The 17,273-nt window shown below is 52.2% G+C and carries 16 protein-coding genes; 7 read left to right on the top strand and 9 right to left on the bottom strand.

Going from position 1 to position 17,273, the window contains the following annotated elements; genetic code table 11:
• Nucleotides 1–118: 118 nt before the first annotated feature.
• The 6 genes from lolC (at nt 119) to EYY67_RS00050 (ending at nt 6,369) form a co-directional block, all read left to right on the top strand.
• Nucleotides 119–1,321 (top strand): lipoprotein-releasing ABC transporter permease subunit LolC, encoded by a 1,203-nt coding sequence (gene lolC / locus EYY67_RS00075; RefSeq protein ID WP_131692561.1) that lies wholly within the window; start codon nt 119–121, stop codon nt 1,319–1,321.
• Complete coding sequence (gene lolD / locus EYY67_RS00070; protein ID WP_095921360.1) at nt 1,314–2,018, top strand: lipoprotein-releasing ABC transporter ATP-binding protein LolD; 705 nt, start codon at nt 1,314–1,316, stop codon at nt 2,016–2,018. Before lolC ends, lolD begins: the two co-directional genes overlap by 8 nt.
• Nucleotides 2,018–3,268: a lipoprotein-releasing ABC transporter permease subunit LolE gene (lolE, locus tag EYY67_RS00065; protein WP_037037364.1), complete on the top strand. Its 1,251-nt coding sequence runs from the start codon at nt 2,018–2,020 to the stop codon at nt 3,266–3,268. The genes lolD and lolE overlap by 1 nt, the downstream gene beginning before the upstream one ends.
• Before the next feature lie 50 nt (nt 3,269–3,318).
• Nucleotides 3,319–4,149 (top strand): Sir2 family NAD+-dependent deacetylase, encoded by an 831-nt coding sequence (gene cobB, locus EYY67_RS00060; protein WP_131692560.1) that lies wholly within the window; start codon nt 3,319–3,321, stop codon nt 4,147–4,149.
• A gap of 154 nt (nt 4,150–4,303) precedes the next feature.
• Nucleotides 4,304–5,533, top strand: a complete 1,230-nt coding sequence (pepT, locus tag EYY67_RS00055) for a peptidase T (RefSeq protein ID WP_131692559.1) — start codon at nt 4,304–4,306, stop codon at nt 5,531–5,533.
• A gap of 209 nt (nt 5,534–5,742) precedes the next feature.
• Nucleotides 5,743–6,369 (top strand): hypothetical protein, encoded by a 627-nt coding sequence (locus tag EYY67_RS00050; protein WP_095921363.1) that lies wholly within the window; start codon nt 5,743–5,745, stop codon nt 6,367–6,369.
• Nucleotides 6,370–6,638: 269 nt separating this feature from the next.
• Here the strand turns inward: EYY67_RS00050 and EYY67_RS00045 are convergent, their stop codons facing one another.
• From EYY67_RS00045 to rluE, 8 genes are all read right to left on the bottom strand, one after another.
• Nucleotides 6,639–7,760 carry a ribosomal protein uL16 3-hydroxylase gene (locus EYY67_RS00045; protein ID WP_131692558.1) on the bottom strand — a complete coding sequence of 374 codons (1,122 nt, stop codon included), beginning with the start codon at nt 7,758–7,760 and terminating at the stop codon, nt 6,639–6,641.
• Between the two features lie 160 nt (nt 7,761–7,920).
• Nucleotides 7,921–9,378, bottom strand: coding sequence for a two-component system sensor histidine kinase PhoQ (gene phoQ, locus EYY67_RS00040; protein ID WP_131692557.1), 1,458 nt, complete (start codon nt 9,376–9,378; stop codon nt 7,921–7,923).
• Between the two features lie 26 nt (nt 9,379–9,404).
• Entirely contained in the window at nt 9,405–10,079 is a 675-nt protein-coding gene (gene phoP, locus EYY67_RS00035; RefSeq protein ID WP_095921366.1) for a two-component system response regulator PhoP, read from the bottom strand.
• Nucleotides 10,080–10,286: 207 nt separating this feature from the next.
• On the bottom strand, nt 10,287–11,657 hold the full coding sequence (gene purB / locus EYY67_RS00030) for an adenylosuccinate lyase (RefSeq protein ID WP_095921367.1): 1,371 nt from the start codon (nt 11,655–11,657) through the stop codon (nt 10,287–10,289).
• Nucleotides 11,658–11,680: 23 nt separating this feature from the next.
• Nucleotides 11,681–12,307 carry a high frequency lysogenization protein HflD gene (gene hflD, locus EYY67_RS00025; protein WP_095921368.1) on the bottom strand — a complete coding sequence of 209 codons (627 nt, stop codon included), beginning with the start codon at nt 12,305–12,307 and terminating at the stop codon, nt 11,681–11,683.
• A 190-nt stretch (nt 12,308–12,497) separates the two neighbouring features.
• Complete coding sequence (mnmA, locus tag EYY67_RS00020) at nt 12,498–13,607, bottom strand: tRNA 2-thiouridine(34) synthase MnmA (RefSeq protein ID WP_131692556.1); 1,110 nt, start codon at nt 13,605–13,607, stop codon at nt 12,498–12,500.
• A gap of 247 nt (nt 13,608–13,854) precedes the next feature.
• Nucleotides 13,855–14,301 carry an NUDIX hydrolase gene (locus EYY67_RS00015; protein ID WP_095921369.1) on the bottom strand — a complete coding sequence of 149 codons (447 nt, stop codon included), beginning with the start codon at nt 14,299–14,301 and terminating at the stop codon, nt 13,855–13,857.
• Nucleotides 14,294–14,920 (bottom strand): 23S rRNA pseudouridine(2457) synthase RluE, encoded by a 627-nt coding sequence (gene rluE, locus EYY67_RS00010; protein WP_095921370.1) that lies wholly within the window; start codon nt 14,918–14,920, stop codon nt 14,294–14,296. The genes EYY67_RS00015 and rluE overlap by 8 nt, the downstream gene beginning before the upstream one ends.
• Before the next feature lie 132 nt (nt 14,921–15,052).
• Here rluE and icd point away from each other — a divergent pair, with 132 nt between their 5' ends.
• Nucleotides 15,053–16,306: an NADP-dependent isocitrate dehydrogenase gene (gene icd / locus EYY67_RS00005; RefSeq protein ID WP_095921371.1), complete on the top strand. Its 1,254-nt coding sequence runs from the start codon at nt 15,053–15,055 to the stop codon at nt 16,304–16,306.
• A gap of 307 nt (nt 16,307–16,613) precedes the next feature.
• Here icd and EYY67_RS24425 read toward each other — a convergent pair.
• Nucleotides 16,614–17,273, bottom strand: a 660-nt coding sequence (locus EYY67_RS24425; protein ID WP_165497926.1) for a hypothetical protein, incomplete at its 5' end; no start/stop codon positions are given.

Here is a 17,273-nt window from a genome sequence, read left to right as displayed (position 1 = left end):
AGTTAAACCGATTACTTTGGGTTAATGGTTCCATAAAGCGGTGCTAGCCTTTATTATCCTTGATCACTTTAGTCTGCGCCACGCACTTATTTGCGGCCAAGCACTTAAAACGGATGTTATGTATCAACCTGTCGCGTTATTTATCGGTCTGCGCTACATGCGCGGACGTGCTTCGGACCGCTTCGGGCGGTTTGTTTCCTGGTTATCCACCATTGGTATCACTCTCGGGGTGATGGCGCTGGTCACCGTGTTATCCGTGATGAACGGGTTTGAGAAAGATCTGGAAGGTAACATTCTCGGTCTGATGCCTCAGGCGTTAATCACCACACCGGGCGGATCGCTTGATCCACAGAAAATCACGCATGATCAGGTTTCTGCGCTGAAAAGTGTCAACCGCGCGGTGCCGCTGACCACCGGTGATGTCGTGCTGCAAAGCCCCGGCAGCGTCGCGGTGGGCGTGATGCTCGGGGTTGATCCAAAACAGAAAGATCCGCTGGCGAAATACTTAATTGGGGTTGCCCAGCAGGAACTTCAACCCGGTAAATACAACATCATTCTGGGCGATCAGCTGGCGCAGCAGTTAAAAGTGCGCCGTGGTGATCAGTTGCGTCTGATGGTCACCAGCGTCAGCCAGTTCACGCCGGTCGGGCGCGTCCCGAGCCAGCGCCTGTTCAACGTGATCGGCACCTTCTCCGCCAACAGCGAAGTGGATGGTTACCAGATGCTGGTGAACATTCAGGACGCCTCACGCCTGATGCTGTATCCGAAAGGTAACGTGACCGGCTGGCGCCTGTTCCTCGACAAACCGCTGGACGTCGACAGCCTGAGTGCGCAAAAACTGCCGGACGGTACCAGCTGGAAAGACTGGCGCGAGCGTCGCGGCGAGTTGTTCCAGGCCGTGCGCATGGAGAAAAACATGATGGGGCTGTTGCTGAGCCTGATCGTCGCCGTTGCCGCGTTTAACATCATTACGTCACTGGGATTACTGGTGATGGAGAAACAAGCTGAAGTCGCGATCCTGCAAACGCAGGGCCTGAGCCGCCGCCAGATTATGGCGCTGTTTATGGTGCAGGGCGCCAGTGCCGGTGTGATTGGCGCATTGCTCGGTGCCGTGCTCGGCGTGGTGCTGGCCACTCAGCTGAATACCATTATGCCGGCTATCGGGCTGATGCTCGATGGCGCGTCGCTGCCGGTCGATATTGAACCGGTTCAGGTCGTTGTCATTGCGCTGGTCGCGATGGCCATTGCCTTATTATCTACGCTTTATCCTTCCTGGCGCGCTGCTGCCACCCATCCCGCAGAGGCTTTACGTTATGAGTAATTCTTTATTATTGCAGTGTGAAAACCTCTGTAAGACTTATCAGGAAGGCAAAATGCACACCGACGTGCTGCGTGACGTGAGCTTCGCCATGCAGCCGGGTGAGATGATGGCGATTGTCGGCACTTCCGGTTCCGGCAAAAGTACCTTGCTGCATCTGCTGGGCGGTCTGGATTCCCCGACATCCGGCGAAGTGATTTTCAAAGGCCAGTCGCTGAATGCCATGTCGTCTTCGGCGAAATCAGAATTGCGTAACCGCGAACTGGGCTTTATCTATCAGTTCCACCATTTGCTGCCGGATTTCACCGCGCTGGAAAACGTCGCCATGCCACTGCTGATCGGCAAAAAGAAATCGGCGGAAGTGCAGGAGCGGGCGATGGCGATGCTTGAAGCCGTCGGTTTACAGCACCGCAGCAATCACCGTCCATCCGAGCTTTCCGGCGGCGAACGTCAGCGTGTGGCGATTGCCCGTGCGCTGGTGAACAACCCTTCGCTGGTGCTGGCCGATGAACCGACCGGTAACCTCGATCAGCGCAATGCCGACAGTATTTTCGAACTGCTTGGTGAACTGAATGTGCGTCAGGGAACGGCGTTTCTTGTGGTGACGCACGATCTGCATCTGGCGAACCGTCTGACGCGTCAGCTGGAAATGCGTGACGGCAAACTGCAGCAGGAATCGATGTTGCTGGGAGCGAAGTAATGTCAGGCATTCCGTTTTCATTATTGATTGGTCTGCGGTTCAGCCGTGGCCGTCGTCGCAGCGGTATGGTGTCGCTGATTTCGGTGATTTCAACGTTAGGCATCGCGCTGGGCGTGGCGGTGCTGATCGTCGGCCTGAGCGCCATGAACGGGTTCGAGCGTGAACTGAAAGAGCGCGTACTGGCGGTGGTGCCGCACGGCGAAATCCGTCCGGTGAACCAGCCGTTTAACAACTGGCAGGGTGTGCTGGATCGGGTGGAAAAAGTGCCGGGCATTGTCGCGGCAGCGCCGTATATCCAGTTCAACGGCCTGATTGAGCACGGTGCAAAACTGCGTGCTATCCAGCTGAAAGGCGTGGATCCGCAGAGCGAACCGCGTGTCAGTGCCGCGCCGAAATTTGTGCAGAACAACGCATGGCAGAATTTCAAAGCCGGTCAGCAGCAGCTGATCCTCGGCAAAGGCGTGGCCGATGCCGTAGGCGTGAAGCAGGGCGACTGGGTGACGGTGATGATCCCCAACAGCGATCCGGAAATGAAGCTGTTGCAACCGAAACGTATCCGTTTGCAGGTTGCCGGGATTTTGCAGCTCAGCGGTCAGCTTGATCACAGCCTTGGCATGGTGCCGCTGGCCGATGCCCAGCAATATCAGGACATGGGCAGCAGCGTGACCGGCATTGATATCAAAGTGAACGATGTCTTCGCCGCACAAAAACTGGTGCACGACGCCGGTGAAGTGACGCAGGCTTACGTTTATATCAGCAGCTGGATCGGGACTTACGGATATATGTACCGTGATATCCAGATGGTCCGCGCTATCATGTATATGGCGATGGTGCTGGTGATCGGCGTGGCCTGTTTCAACATCGTCTCGACGCTGGTGATGGCGGTAAAAGATAAAAGCAGTGATATTGCGATTTTGCGCACACTGGGCGCAAAAGACGGGCTTATCCGCGCGGTCTTCATCTGGTACGGTTTACTGGCGGGGCTGGTCGGCAGCGTGGCCGGTGTGGTGATCGGCGTGATTGCCGCTTTCCAGCTGACAAATATCGTCAACGCCTTGCAAAAACTCACCGGACATCAGTTCCTGTCCGGCGATATTTATTTTATCGACTTCCTGCCCTCTGAAGTGCACTGGCTGGATGTCGCGGGTGTGCTGGTCACCGCCCTGGTGCTGAGTTTGCTGGCAAGCTGGTATCCGGCACGCCGTGCAAGCCGTATCGATCCTGCCCGCGTGCTCAGTGGCGGCCAGTGATCCTTTTTTAAGAACCGTATTATTCAGACACAGAGAGTAAGGAGCACGTTATGCGCACACGTCATCGTCTGTGTCGGTTTCGCAAAAATAAACGCATTCGCCATCAGCGGTTCCGGTCGAATATTTTCCACCGTGATTCGATGGCGGCTGCGTCGCTGAAGAAACCGTTTGTTGTGGTGCTGACCGGCGCAGGGATTTCCGCCGAGTCAGGCATCCGTACTTTCCGCGCTGCCGATGGCCTGTGGGAAGAACACCATGTTGAGGATGTGGCGACGCCGGAAGGCTACCGCCGTGATCCTGAACTGGTGCAGCGTTTTTATAACGAACGCCGCCGCCAGTTGCAGGCTGAAGATCTCAAACCTAACGCCGCGCATTATGCGCTGGCTACGCTGGAAGAGGCGCTCGGCGACAACTTCCTGCTGGTCACGCAGAATATCGATAATCTGCACGAGCGGGCGGGCAGCTCCCGTGTGATCCATATGCACGGCGAATTGCTGAAAGTGCGCTGTACACAATCGGGTCAGGTGCTGGACTGGCCGGGCGACCTGAGTGTGGATGACCGCTGTCACTGCTGCCAGTTCCCGGCAGCGCTGCGTCCGCACATTGTCTGGTTCGGTGAAATGCCGTTTGGCATGGATGAGATTTACGATGCGCTGGCAAAAGCCGATTTCTTTGTCGCCATCGGCACGTCCGGGCATGTCTATCCGGCGGCCGGTTTTGTTCACGAGGCGCGTATCGGCGGTGCCTGTGCCGTGGAACTGAATCTTGAGCCAAGCCAGGTAGAAAGCGAATTTGATATGAAGCACTACGGACTGGCGAGCCAGGTGGTGCCGGAATTCGTGCATAAATTCCTGACGAAGAAAGATGAAGCCTGGTCGTAGACCGGGCTTTTTTTCCTGTTCATCCGCTGTAAAGCCAAAAAGTTGCGCCTGCCCCATAACGTTATCCCGTTAAACTTGGTGAAAAATGACCTGACGCAATATTCACGGTTTTCATGCTGCGCATAATAAAACCCAGCCGCCAGAGGATACCCAAATGAATAAGTTGCTTGATCGTTTTCTTCATTATGTTTCTTTCGATACCCAATCTAAGCCCAATGTTAAACATACGCCCAGTACCGACGGGCAACTCAAGCTGGCGCAGGCACTGCGTAATGAACTGACTGAACTGGGTTTTTCACAGGTAACGCTCAGTGACAAAGGCTGTGTGATGGCGACCTTGCCGGGGAATGTCGCCTGGCAGGTGCCGGTGATCGGTTTTATTTCCCATCTGGATACCGCGCCTGATTTCACGGCGAAACATGTCAATCCGCAGATTGTGGAAAATTATCGCGGCGGTGATATCGCGCTGGGGAATGGCGACGAGATCTTATCTCCGGTGATGTTCCCGGTGTTACATCAGCTCCTCGGCCATACCATCATCACCACAGACGGCAAAACCTTGCTGGGATCAGACGATAAATCCGGCATTGCCGAAATCATTACCGCGATGGTGCGCCTGAAAGACAGCAATATTCCGCACGGTCCGGTGCGTATCGCGTTCACGCCAGATGAAGAAATCGGTAAGGGTGCGCAGAGTTTTGATGTACCGGCCTTTGGCGCGGAATGGGCTTATACCGTGGATGGCGGCGGGGTGGGGGAACTGGAGTTTGAGAACTTTAACGCGGCCTCTGCGACGATCAAAATTGTCGGTAACAACGTGCATCCGGGCAGTGCCAAAGGGGTGATGGTCAATGCCCTGTCGCTGGCGACCCGTTTCCACAACGAATTGCCGGTGGAAGAAACACCAGAGCATACTGAGGGTTACGAAGGTTTCTATCACCTGACGACCATCAAGGGCAACGTTGAACGTGCGGAAATGCATTACATCATCCGCGACTTCGATAAAGCGCAGTTTGAAGCCCGCAAACAAAAGATCATTGATATCGCCCATGTGGTCGGCAAAGGGCTGCATCGTGACTGCTACATCGAAGTGACGCTCGACGACCACTATTACAACATGCGCGATAAAGTGGCCAAACATCCGCATATTATCGCGCTGGCGCAGCAGGCGATGAAAGACTGTGACATTGAGCCGATCATGAAGCCTATCCGCGGCGGTACGGACGGCGCGCAGCTTTCCTTCCGGGGTTTACCGTGTCCGAACATTTTTACCGGCGGTTATAACTTCCACGGCAAACATGAATTCGTCACGCTCGAAGGTATGGAAAAAGCGGTGTCAGTGATTATGCGTATTGCTGAGCTGACAGCAAATAAAGCGAAATAACGGATTGTCGCGGCTTTATATCATTAGAATATCCGATGATATAAAGCCTTTTTTATTCTTTATTATCAATGCATTATCTCTGATGTTATTATTAATTTAATAATCAATAATAACTTATAATATATCGTGGGTTTATATCCATATTTTGTATTTTTCCTCATTTATTCCCTCATGTAAAATACCTCTTTTATTTCTACGGATTATAGTTAATGGAATTAAAAGATGTTTTATCGTTGCGTAATGTGGTCAGGTCCCGCATCCCGACTGAGAACAGAGGAACTCACTATAATGCCTGGGTTTTAATCTGGTATCCTGACGGAGGGAATGTAGGGCATGCGTCAATGTTTATTGGCGATATTCAGGAGACCAGCCCTTATGTCAGCTGGTGGCCACAAACCGAAGATAAAAAAATCATGTTTGGTAAATATCCTTCAAGAATTAGTTGTCAGGGAAATACAAGTACAACAACGTATCGCTCTGACGCCCATACAGAAGGTAATGCTCCCGATGTGATTTACGGGTTAGTAAACCTGGATGAAAGTGCGATGAAAATAGCCTGGCATGACATTTGTCATAAAGCAGGGGGATCATCATTTCGTACCGTTGGGAAGAATTGCGCTGATATTGTCAGTCGTGTCATCAATGCGGGGCTTATCGGTTCACCGTTTCGCGCTAAAGCCTTTGGTTGTATGCACGGTGGTTTTTTACCCTGCACCCCTAAACGTGTTGGGATAGCCTGTAATTATCTCAGAGATAAAGATGTCGCACTGAAAATAAGTTTACATGCCAAATTACTGAACCTTAATCCCGTTAAACGCCTGCTAAAACTTCGGTAAATTTGCCGGGTGATAAAACCCGGCAATAAAGAAGTTTCCTGTCTGGTTTATTTTTTTTGACAGTGGTGAAAAAATGCAGGTCTGTCAAATAATAGAGTGTGGGGCGTTAAGTATCGCGTGATGATAAAATGGGAAAAAACCTGAATGACTCATGCTGTTGCTTTATTATTTCTGGTCAGGATATTAGTCAATAAAATAGTAGAGTTATTAATAAATACAGGGCGCCGAAGCACCCTGTATGAAATAAGAAAAGTAAATATCGTTTACTCTCAGTCGTTAAAGTACCAGTAACCGCTGTTGACCAGCGCAGAGATCAACGCGAGGAAAGACGGGTCATCCAGCGCATCGCCCAGCATCTCTTTGGTCACCGTTTTGTGACGGGCAATGGCGTCCACCGCAGCGATGTGTTCCGTGGTCATGGCTTCGCCGTTGACGTAGCAGGTATCCCCGACGCGCAGCACGCGCAGGCCACCCAGCCGCTCCAGCGTTTCACCGGAATCCAGCAACTCATAAATTTCACCGGCCTGATAAGGCGGCTCCGGCGGCGCCAGATCCAGTTCGTGGCGGGACTGGGAAATAAACTCACCGAACCAGCTGTTGAAGTGCGTCGGGTTACCAATCAGATCCAGCATCATGGAACGCAGTTTATTCAGTTCCGCAGGCTGGACTTCAGCCGGATGCTCACGTTCAACCAGTTCCGGATCGCTGTAACGATGGCTGCCCAGTTCGCGGGAAAGCACGTAATCGGCAAAACCGCTGACCATTTCACGGGCGTTTGGTGCACGGAAACCGACAGAATAGTTGAGGGAGTTTTCCAGCGAATAACCGTCATGCGGGAAACCCGGCGGAATGTAGACGATATCGCCGGGTTCCAGCTCTTCGTCAATAATGGCGTCGAACGGCTCGACCTGGAGCAAATCAGGGTGCGGGCAATGCTGTTTCATGGCGACTTTCTCGCCCACACGCCAGCGGCGACGGCCTGTGCCCTGAATGATAAAGACATCGTACTGATCAAGGTGCGGGCCTACGCCACCGCCGGGCACCGAGAAGGAAATCATTAAATCGTCCATGCGCCAGTCAGGTATGTGGCGGAACGGCGTCATCAGATGGGAAGAGGGTTCGTGCCAGTGATCGACGGCCTGAACCAGCACCGACCAGCCGTTTTCTCCCAGATGATCGTAACTTTCAAACGGCCCGTGGCTGACATTCCATTTACCGTCGTGATTGCTCACCATACGGCTGTCCACCTCATTTTCCATCGCCAGTCCTGCCAGTTCGTCAGGCGAGATAGGATCCACAAAATTTTTAAAGCCGCGTTTTAGCACGACAGGACGTTTTTGCCAGTAACGCTGCAGGAAATCATTCCAGTCTAGGTCGAGTTGGTAATCCATAGTATTTCCCTTGCATTAAAAGGAGGGTGGATAAAGAAGAGGACTGTCTGTAAATGATTATAACGGAAGGTGTTGCGGCTGAGTTGGGCAATTGCCAGCAAATTTCGCACGATGGTTAAGATTGCGCCGAAATATGCTGGCAAAATGGGCAGATAAAACGCTACTCCAGATCGATACCCTGTTGCAGGCCAAAACAGACGCGCATGCTGGCACCGCCGAGCGGGCTGTCGCCGATGATAATTTTGCCGTCATACTGTTCGATGATGTCGTTAGCCAGCGAAAGCCCGAGTCCTTGCCCCGGACGCAACGTATCGGCACGTTGTCCGCGCTGGAAAATCACTTCACGTTTGCTTTCCGGAATGCCCGGACCGTCGTCTTCAATCAAAATCACCAGCTGATTTTCAGTGTGTACGGCGCTGATTTCGACGAACTCCAGACAATATTTGCAGGCGTTATCGATGACGTTACCCATCACTTCCATAAAGTCATTTTTCTCACCGACAAAGGTGATTTCCGGCGAAATATCCACGGTGATCACCACGCCTTTGCGCTGGTACACCTTGTTCAGAGCCGAGCACAATCCGTCCAGAATTGCCGGTACGGAATGCACTTCACGGATCAACAAGTTTTGTTCAGAACGTAGCGTCGCACGATGCAGGTAATAACCAATCTGCTGCGAGATGCGGCTGATTTGCTCGAGCATCACCGGTTCCGCTTCTTCTATCGTGGTCTGTTTGCCATTGCGCAGGGCGCGCAGGGTGGACTGTAATACCGCCAGCGGCGTTTTCAGGCTGTGCGTCAGATCCGCCAGTGTGGTGCGATAACGATCGTAACGGCCACGCTCGCCATGCAGCAAGATATTCAGGTTACGCACCAGTCCGCGCAGTTCGCGGGGCGGGTTTTCATCCAGCGATTCACGTTCGTGCGTTTCCAGTTCGGCGACCTGATGGATAAGCTCTTTGATAGGCCGCAGGCTCCAGTATGCCGCAAGCCAGAGTAAGGGGACGACCAGCAGCAGGTTTGCCAGCAGCACATAGCTGAACCATTCCCAGACCAGATCCGAACGCTGCAATTCCTGCGGAATGGTATCGACCACCACAATGTTCAGCGCGGGCAGGCGCGAGGTGGCATTGTAGGTATTCACCGCAATGGAGTGGGTCATCGCATTGGCGTCGGTGTCGTCGTAATCCTTCAGCTTATCCTGCGCTTTCGGGTTATTGCCCAGCACTTCGCTGCTGATTTGCGTGTCGGTGTCCAGCTCGTAGAAGCCCGGTTTATTCATCCACGCTTTATCGATATGCGCTTCCAGCTCGGGAATGCGGCGCTCAGCCCACAGCAGTTTTCCGTTGGCGTCGTAAATAAACACCAGCGTTGGCGTATTGAGGTCGAGATCAGGGGGAACGTTGATGCTCAGCTTGTTGTCGCGCCACTGGGCGAGGCTGAAGAAGAGGTTACTTTCGCCACGCAGCAAACGGTAGGCCGTTTTGTCGAAACTCACCATATAGCCGACCACCGCCACCAGCCCGTAGGCCAGCGACAGGGCAAGCACCACCGCAGCGGTCGCCATCATAAAGCGGACGCGAAGGGAGAACGGTTTCCGGGTACGACGTCCTTTCATGAAGCGTCCTTTGAACATGCCGGTGATTACGGACGAATGTCGAAGCGGTAACCCTGACCGCGTACGGTCGTGATCACGTCAACCGGATGTTCTGCCTGTAATTTTTTACGCAGACGGCCCATCAGTACATCGACGGTATGGCTTTCACGCAGCTCAGCATCAGGATAAAGCTGAAGCATCAGTGAGTCTTTGCTGACCACTTTACCGGCATTGCGGATCAGCGTTTCGATAATGGTGTATTCGAACGCGGTCAGTTTGATTGGCTGCTCATTAACCGTCAGTTCACGGCGTGACAGATCAATCTGGAAGGGTTGCAGCGTGATCACCTGGGAGGCAAGGCCGCTGTTACGGCGCATCAGCGCCTGCATACGCGCCAGCACTTCTTCCAGATGGAAAGGTTTGGTGACGTAATCGTCAGCACCGGCTTCCAGCACCGCGACCTTATCCTGCCAGCTTTCACGGGCGGTGAGCACCAGGATCGGCAAATTGGTCTGATGGCTGCGCCAGCGGCGGATCAGACTCAGGCCGTCTTCACCCGGCAAACCGAGATCGACAATGGCGATATCCGGCGCGTGTTCATGCAAAAAATAGTCTGCTTCTTTCGCGTCTTCTGCTGCATCGACCTGATGGCCCATTTCCCGCAGTTGAACCGAAAGGTGATGACGGAGCAGAGCGTTATCTTCAATAACTAAAATTCGCATGGTGATTCCTTATCCTGGCAGCGCGGAAAATGGTTTAAATATTCTGAGGGCAATGGTAAATGATTCAGAAACATTTTAATCAACCTGAGGTCAACGCGGGCGCGTCAAACCTCAACAGAACCTAAACGAATTATAAACGGCTTCCGTCAGAGACGGCATAAAAAAGGCGACCCTGAGGCCGCCACCTGAATATAACAGGGTAAAAACTTACTTCAGCTCGTCAACCATGGTGGTGGCGCGGCCAATGTAGTTACCCGGTGTCATGGCTTTCAGACGTACTTTTTCGTCTTCCGGTAATTCCAGAGAATCGATAAAGGCCTGCATCCCGGCCGCATCAACACGTTTGCCGCGGGTCAGTTCTTTCAGCTTCTCATAAGGCTTTTCGATGCCGTAACGACGCATCACGGTCTGGATTGGCTCCGCCAGCACTTCCCAGTTGTGATCCAGTTCATTCGCCAGATTGGCTTCGTTCACTTCCAGCTTGCTGACGCCTTTCATGGTGGCCTGATACGCAATCAGCGCGTAGCCCAGACCCACGCCGAGGTTACGCAGCACGGTGGAATCCGTCAGGTCGCGCTGCCAGCGGGAAACCGGCAGTTTGCTGGCCAGATGCTGCAATACCGCATTGGACAGGCCGAGATTACCTTCGGAGTTTTCGAAGTCGATCGGGTTCACTTTGTGCGGCATGGTAGACGAACCGATTTCGCCCGCGATGGTGCGCTGCTTGAAGTGGTTCAGGGCAATGTAACCCCAGATGTCGCGGTCGAAGTCGATCAGGATGGTGTTGAAACGCGCCACGCAGTCAAACAGTTCGGCGATGTAGTCATGCGGCTCGATCTGGGTGGTGTACGGATTCCAGGTAATGCCCAACGACGTGACAAACTCTTCGCTGAACTGATGCCAGTTCACTTCCGGATACGCCACGATGTGCGCGTTGTAGTTGCCCACGGCGCCGTTGATTTTGCCGAGAATGTCGACGTTCTGCAGTTGCTTAAACTGGCGATCCATACGGTAAGCGACGTTAGCCAGTTCTTTACCGATCGTGGATGGCGTTGCAGGCTGGCCGTGGGTACGGGACAGCAGCGGAATGTCGCGGTATTTGTGCGCCAGATCTTTCACGGCATCAATAATCTGCTTCCAGTACGGCAGCACAACGTCCTGACGTGCGGTTTGCAGCATCAGCGCGTGGGACAGGTTATTGATATCTTCAGAGGTACAGGCAAAGTGAATGAATTCAGACACCGCGTGCAGGGCAGGGATGGCGGCCACTTTTTCTTTCAGGAAGTACTCAACCGCTTTGACGTCATGGTTGGTGGTTTTTTCAATATCTTTAATGCGCTGTGCGTCATTAACATCAAAATTCGCCACGATCTGGTCGAGGAAAGCGTTTGCGTCGGCATCAAAAGCAGGAACTTCCTTGATTTCTGCACAGGCTGCCAGTTTTTGCAGCCAACGTACTTCAACCTGCACACGGAATTTCAGCAGGCCAAATTCGCTGAAAATAGTACGCAGCGCGCTGACTTTATCACCGTAGCGTCCATCAACGGGGGAAACGGCGGTCAGTGAGGATAATTCCATCGGTAGCAACTCCTGGGATCTTATTAACAATGAGCGAGAATATTTTTCGCCTGTTCAAACAAGCGATTACGGGAAAACATCAGTTGCAGACGGCCACCGCCGACCTGGTGCCACAGTACCGCAGAACGGATACCGGCCAGCAGAATGGCGCGAACCTTCGCCTGCACCTGAGCATTTTGCAAAATAGTCGGCGAACCGGTGACCTGAATGCGCGGACCCGCCGGGCTGACCACATCGACATAAATCGAGGCCAGGGAACTGATCATCGTTTCTGATTCCAGTTCGAAATGTGCCAGCTGACGATCAAGCTGATCGATGCGTTCACCGAGCTGATTCATGGCGGCTTTATTGGCGTACAGTTTGCGCTCCAGCACCATCAGGCTTAATGCGTAACGCGTTAACTCAGCGCCCGGCCCCTGACGGTTGGCGTTCAGGACGCCCAGCAGCGTCTCCAGTCCCATCTTCAGATTAGCTTCATTATTACCGTACACCGCCAGCGTGGAGGCCGGATTCATTTCCAGCAAACTGCGCAGTGATACTGACATTTCTTCCTGCGAGCATTGGCCTTCGTGTGCCAGTTGCTGAACCAGGCGCGCTGCCTGACAGATCCCCGCCAAAGCCAGCGTAATGTCATAATAATTTTTAGCCACGTTTACTCCTGTAAGCGTTTTGAAACGATGAGACGCGGTGACAAAGAAACAGCCCAAATTCATGGCGACAGATCATGCCATAAAACGGCTCCTAAACACAGTTCGGAATCAGTGCAGAGTGTCATCGCCGGACAGAAATAAAGCGGGACGCCCGAAAGCGTCCCGTATTCAACCACATATTTGAGCCGTATCAGCCTTGCAGCGGCAGGCGTTGTTCAATGATGCCCCCGCCGAGACAGATTTCGCCGAGGTAAAACACGGCGGACTGACCCGGTGTGACGGCAGCAACGGGTGCATCGAAACGCACCTCGATGCGGTCTTCACCCAGTGGCGTCACCACGCACGGAATATCTTCCTGACGGTAACGGGTTTTCACGGTACAGGTCAGCGGCGCGGTCAGCGTCTGGCGATCGACCCAGTGCAGCTGTTGGGCAATCAGACCGACATTCATCAGGCGCGGATGCTCATGGCCCTGGGCGACGTAAAGAATGTTGTTTTCCACATCCTTCTCGACGGTGTACCACGGCTCTTCGCTGCCGTCTTTCTGGCCGCCAATGCCCAGACCTTTACGCTGGCCGAGCGTGTGGTACATCAGACCCTGATGTTCGCCCATCACCTGACCGTCAACGCTTTTGATCACGCCCGGTTGCGCCGGTAAATAACGCCCCAGGAAATCACGGAATTTGCGTTCACCGATGAAGCAGATCCCCGTGGAGTCTTTTTTCTTCGCAGTGATTAAATCCAGCTCTTCGGCGATACGGCGAACTTCCGGTTTTTCCAGCTCACCGACCGGGAACAGGCTTTGTGCGACCTGCTCATGACCGAGCGTGTAGAGGAAATAGCTCTGGTCTTTGTTGCCATCAACGCCGCGCAGCAAATGGCTGACGCCGTCGATATCCTGACGGCGGACGTAGTGACCGGTCGCGATGTAATCCGCGCCCAGATCTTCCGCCGCAAATTCCAGGAAGGCTTTGAATTTGATTTCTTTATTGCACAGGATATCCGGGTTTGGCGTGCGTCCGGCTTTGTATTCCTCAAGGAATAATTCGAACACGTTGTCCCAGTATTCCGCCGCGAAATTCACGGTGTGCAGTTCAATACCCAGCTTGTCGCACACGGCCTGCGCATCCGCAAGGTCAGTGGCTGCTGTGCAATATTCTTCGTCGTCATCCTCTTCCCAATTTTTCATGAAGAGGCCCTCGACCTGGTAACCCTGCTGTTGCAGAAGGTACGCAGAGACAGAGGAATCGACACCGCCGGACATCCCGACGATCACTTTTTTCTGGCTGTTGTCAGACATAATAGTCCCGAAACACATGAATTAATTGCCCGGTACTGACGGTGTTTTTTCTGATGCTTGTCCCACGAGGATGAAGGCCGCGCGCAACTCATATTTCACAGAAAACCCGAACACCACAGAAAACCGAACAGAGAGGTACTGCTACTAAGATTTCACGCGAGGTAAATCGTGAAGCGCAAAATTTTATCACGTCAGGCCGGTTGCTGCATCGCTGATTAACTGCGTGGCAACAACCGGAGAAGGGCCGTTATTCCGGCAGATTGAAATTGTGCAGGATTTCCAGAGGATAACGCGGCGATTGCTGATAGCAGCGGATGCTTTCGGCCACCAGCGGCGAACGCAGTTGCGCAGACCCGAGAATGTCCTCAGCGGTGACCCAGCGGCACTGGTCGATATCATCGTCCTGCGGCGCGGTATCTTGCATTTCAGGCAAATCAATCACGAAGGCGAAACGCAGGAAAGGCGTGCCGTCCGGCGCCTGCCACTGATGTAAACCGAGGAATGACTGCGGCTCGGCGTGGATGCCGGTTTCTTCGTACAGCTCGCGTTTTGCGGCGCTGATTAAGGTTTCATCGGCTTCGAGATGGCCGGCAGGCTGGTTCCAGGTGACGTTGCCGTGAATGGTTTCTTCAACAACCAGAAACTTTCCCTGTGCCTGCACCACGCAGGCGACAGTGACGTGCGGTTTAAACATGTGGGATTTCCTTCCATTGGCCGGGTTGCAAGTCGCCGAGGGTGTAGTTGCCCATGCTGTAACGGATGAGGCGCAGCGTGGGTAATCCCACATGCGCGGTCATGCGTCGCACCTGACGGTTTTTTCCCTCGTATAAAGTGATTTTTAACCACGCGGTCGGGATCGTCTTGCGTTCACGAATGGGCGGATTGCGCGCCCAGAGCCATTCCGGCTCCGGCACAATCTCGGCGCCAGCGGGCAGGGTAGGCCCGTCTTTTAGCGTGACGCCTTCGCGCAACGCCTTCACCGCCGCTTCATCCGGTTCGCCCTCGACCTGAACAAAGTAAATCTTACCGGTGCGTTTACCCGGCTGGGTTAGCGCAGCCTGCAGTTTGCCATCGTTGGTCAGCACCAGTAAACCTTCGCTGTCCCGGTCAAGACGCCCTGCGGCATAAACATCTGTTAATGAAATGTAATCTTTAAGTGTCGCCCGACCCGCTTCATCAGTGAATTGTGGCAGTACATCGAACGGTTTATTGAAAAGAATCACCTTAAGCGGCCCTTTTGGGGCAGATTGTGCTCTGGCGGGCCTTTTGCTGAAACGTTTAACGTTGTGATTTTTAAAAGATAGCGGGTTCATAGGCATTGAAGTTAGAGAGAATTAGCGCATTATACTTGAAAAATGTTTCGGATTGGCTAGCGAGAAATATTCGAGTAATATCGACCGGCATCTTACAAATTTTTAACAAAAATGCGCTCGAAGGAGAGGTTAATGGAAAGCAAAGTAGTTGTTCCGGCTGAAGGTAAAAAGATTACAGTAGACGCTCAGGGTAAACTGGTCATTCCTAATAATCCTGTTATCCCATTTATCGAAGGTGATGGCATCGGTGTTGACGTGACGCCTGCCATGATCAAAGTCGTTGATGCGGCTGTTCAGAAAGCCTACAAAGGTGAGCGTAAAATCTCCTGGATGGAAATCTACACCGGCGAGAAATCCGTAGAGCTGTACGGTAAAGACGTCTGGCTGCCAGAAGAAACCCTCGATCTGATCCGTGATTACCGTGTTGCTATCAAAGGCCCACTGACGACGCCAGTTGGCGGCGGCATTCGCTCCCTGAACGTGGCACTTCGCCAGCAACTCGACCTGTACATCTGTCTGCGTCCGGTACGTTATTACACCGGCACACCAAGCCCGGTGAAACGCCCGGAAGACACCGACATGGTGATTTTCCGTGAAAACTCCGAAGACATCTATGCCGGTATCGAATGGAAAGCGGGTTCTGCTGAAGCCGATAAAGTGATCAAGTTCCTGCAAGACGAAATGGGCGTGAAGAAAATCCGTTTCCCACAAGAGTGCGGTATCGGTATCAAACCTTGCTCCGAAGAAGGCACCAAACGTCTGGTTCGCGCGGCGATTGAATACACCATCACCAATGATCGTGATTCACTGACGCTGGTTCATAAAGGCAACATCATGAAGTTCACCGAAGGTGCCTTCAAGGATTGGGGCTACCAGCTGGCGCGTGAAGAGTTCGGCGGCGAGCTGATCGACGGCGGCCCTTGGGTGAAAATCAAAAACCCAAACAACGGCAAAGACATCATCATTAAAGACGTGATTGCCGATGCATTCCTGCAACAGATCCTGCTGCGTCCTGCTGAATACGACGTGATCGCCTGTATGAACCTGAACGGTGACTACATTTCCGACGCCCTGGCGGCGCAGGTTGGCGGCATCGGTATCGCACCGGGCGCAAACATCGGTTCTGATTGCGCGCTGTTTGAAGCCACTCACGGTACTGCACCGAAATATGCCGGTCAGGACAAAGTGAACCCGGGTTCAATCATCCTGTCTGCAGAAATGATGCTGCGTCATATGGAATGGTTCGAAGCCGCAGACCTGATCGTAAAAGGCATGGAAGGCGCTATCGCCAACAAGACCGTGACTTACGATTTCGAACGTCTGATGGAAGGCGCCAAACTGCGTAAATGTAGCGAGTTTGCCGACGACATGATCGCAAATATGTAATTGCGATATTGTTGAAGTAAACATCGGGGGCATCGCGCCCCCTTTGTTATTCATCTCTCCAAAAATTCTTCTGCAAAACCCCTGCAAAACTCTTCTGCAAAACAGTATGCTAAACGAACAGTTTTTATAACTGAGAACGTTTACTGGCTTTCTAAATAGCTGCGCCTAATACCGCTACACCTGCTATTTACTGACATGTGGCATATGAGCAACACATCGCAGGCCTGATGCAATGCGGTTAGTCAGAGAAAACAGCCCCAGCTGGCATAAAGTGGAGCACTATTCCACGCAGTTATTTAGAGTAAATTTATCTATGTATGATTTGAAGCTCTTCTAAGGCAACTTCTTTTAGCGATGTTATTGCTCTATCAATATTGCTGACCATTCTTTCCGAGTAATCATCCGGCATTTCATCCTCCTCAAGTCCAGGAGAAGTAAAATCAACAATCAAAGATTGTAAAGTGATGGCAACGTTAGGATTTAAAATTATTGATTTTGCAACCATGATTTCGGCAAGAAACGACATGGCTTCATTCTGTTTTTCCTGAAGTATTTTATTTTTAGCTTTAAAATCCTCATCATTGATTACTTTCTCTAACTCTTCACGTGCTTCTTCAACCTCTTTCCAAAACAATTTATCTTGTTTTTCAGAGCCATAAGGATGATGGCTCATCGACATGTAATGGGGCATCATATGTAATTCAATAACTTTATGTTCATTGTCAACCCACCGCTTAATACTTAGGAGTTGAGTGAAAATGTTTTCGTATAAATCATATTTTTTTTGCCACACCTGCTGTGCTATCCATAGCTCAGAATTTATGGTTTTTTCAATACCTTTTACGATGCCTGTTGTCTCTACAAGTTGTTTCCTCAGCTCAGAGAAATTGGAGTTAGTAGCATCGATTTTACCAAATTCTTTATAAAGCGTAATTAGATAAGATGATATTAGTGTGAAAATAATGAC

Origin of the sequence: Rahnella victoriana (assembly GCF_004330295.1) — a bacterium.
GTDB classification, from domain to species: domain Bacteria; phylum Pseudomonadota; class Gammaproteobacteria; order Enterobacterales; family Enterobacteriaceae; genus Rahnella; species Rahnella victoriana.
This window is presented reverse-complemented; position numbering and strand designations above follow the sequence as displayed.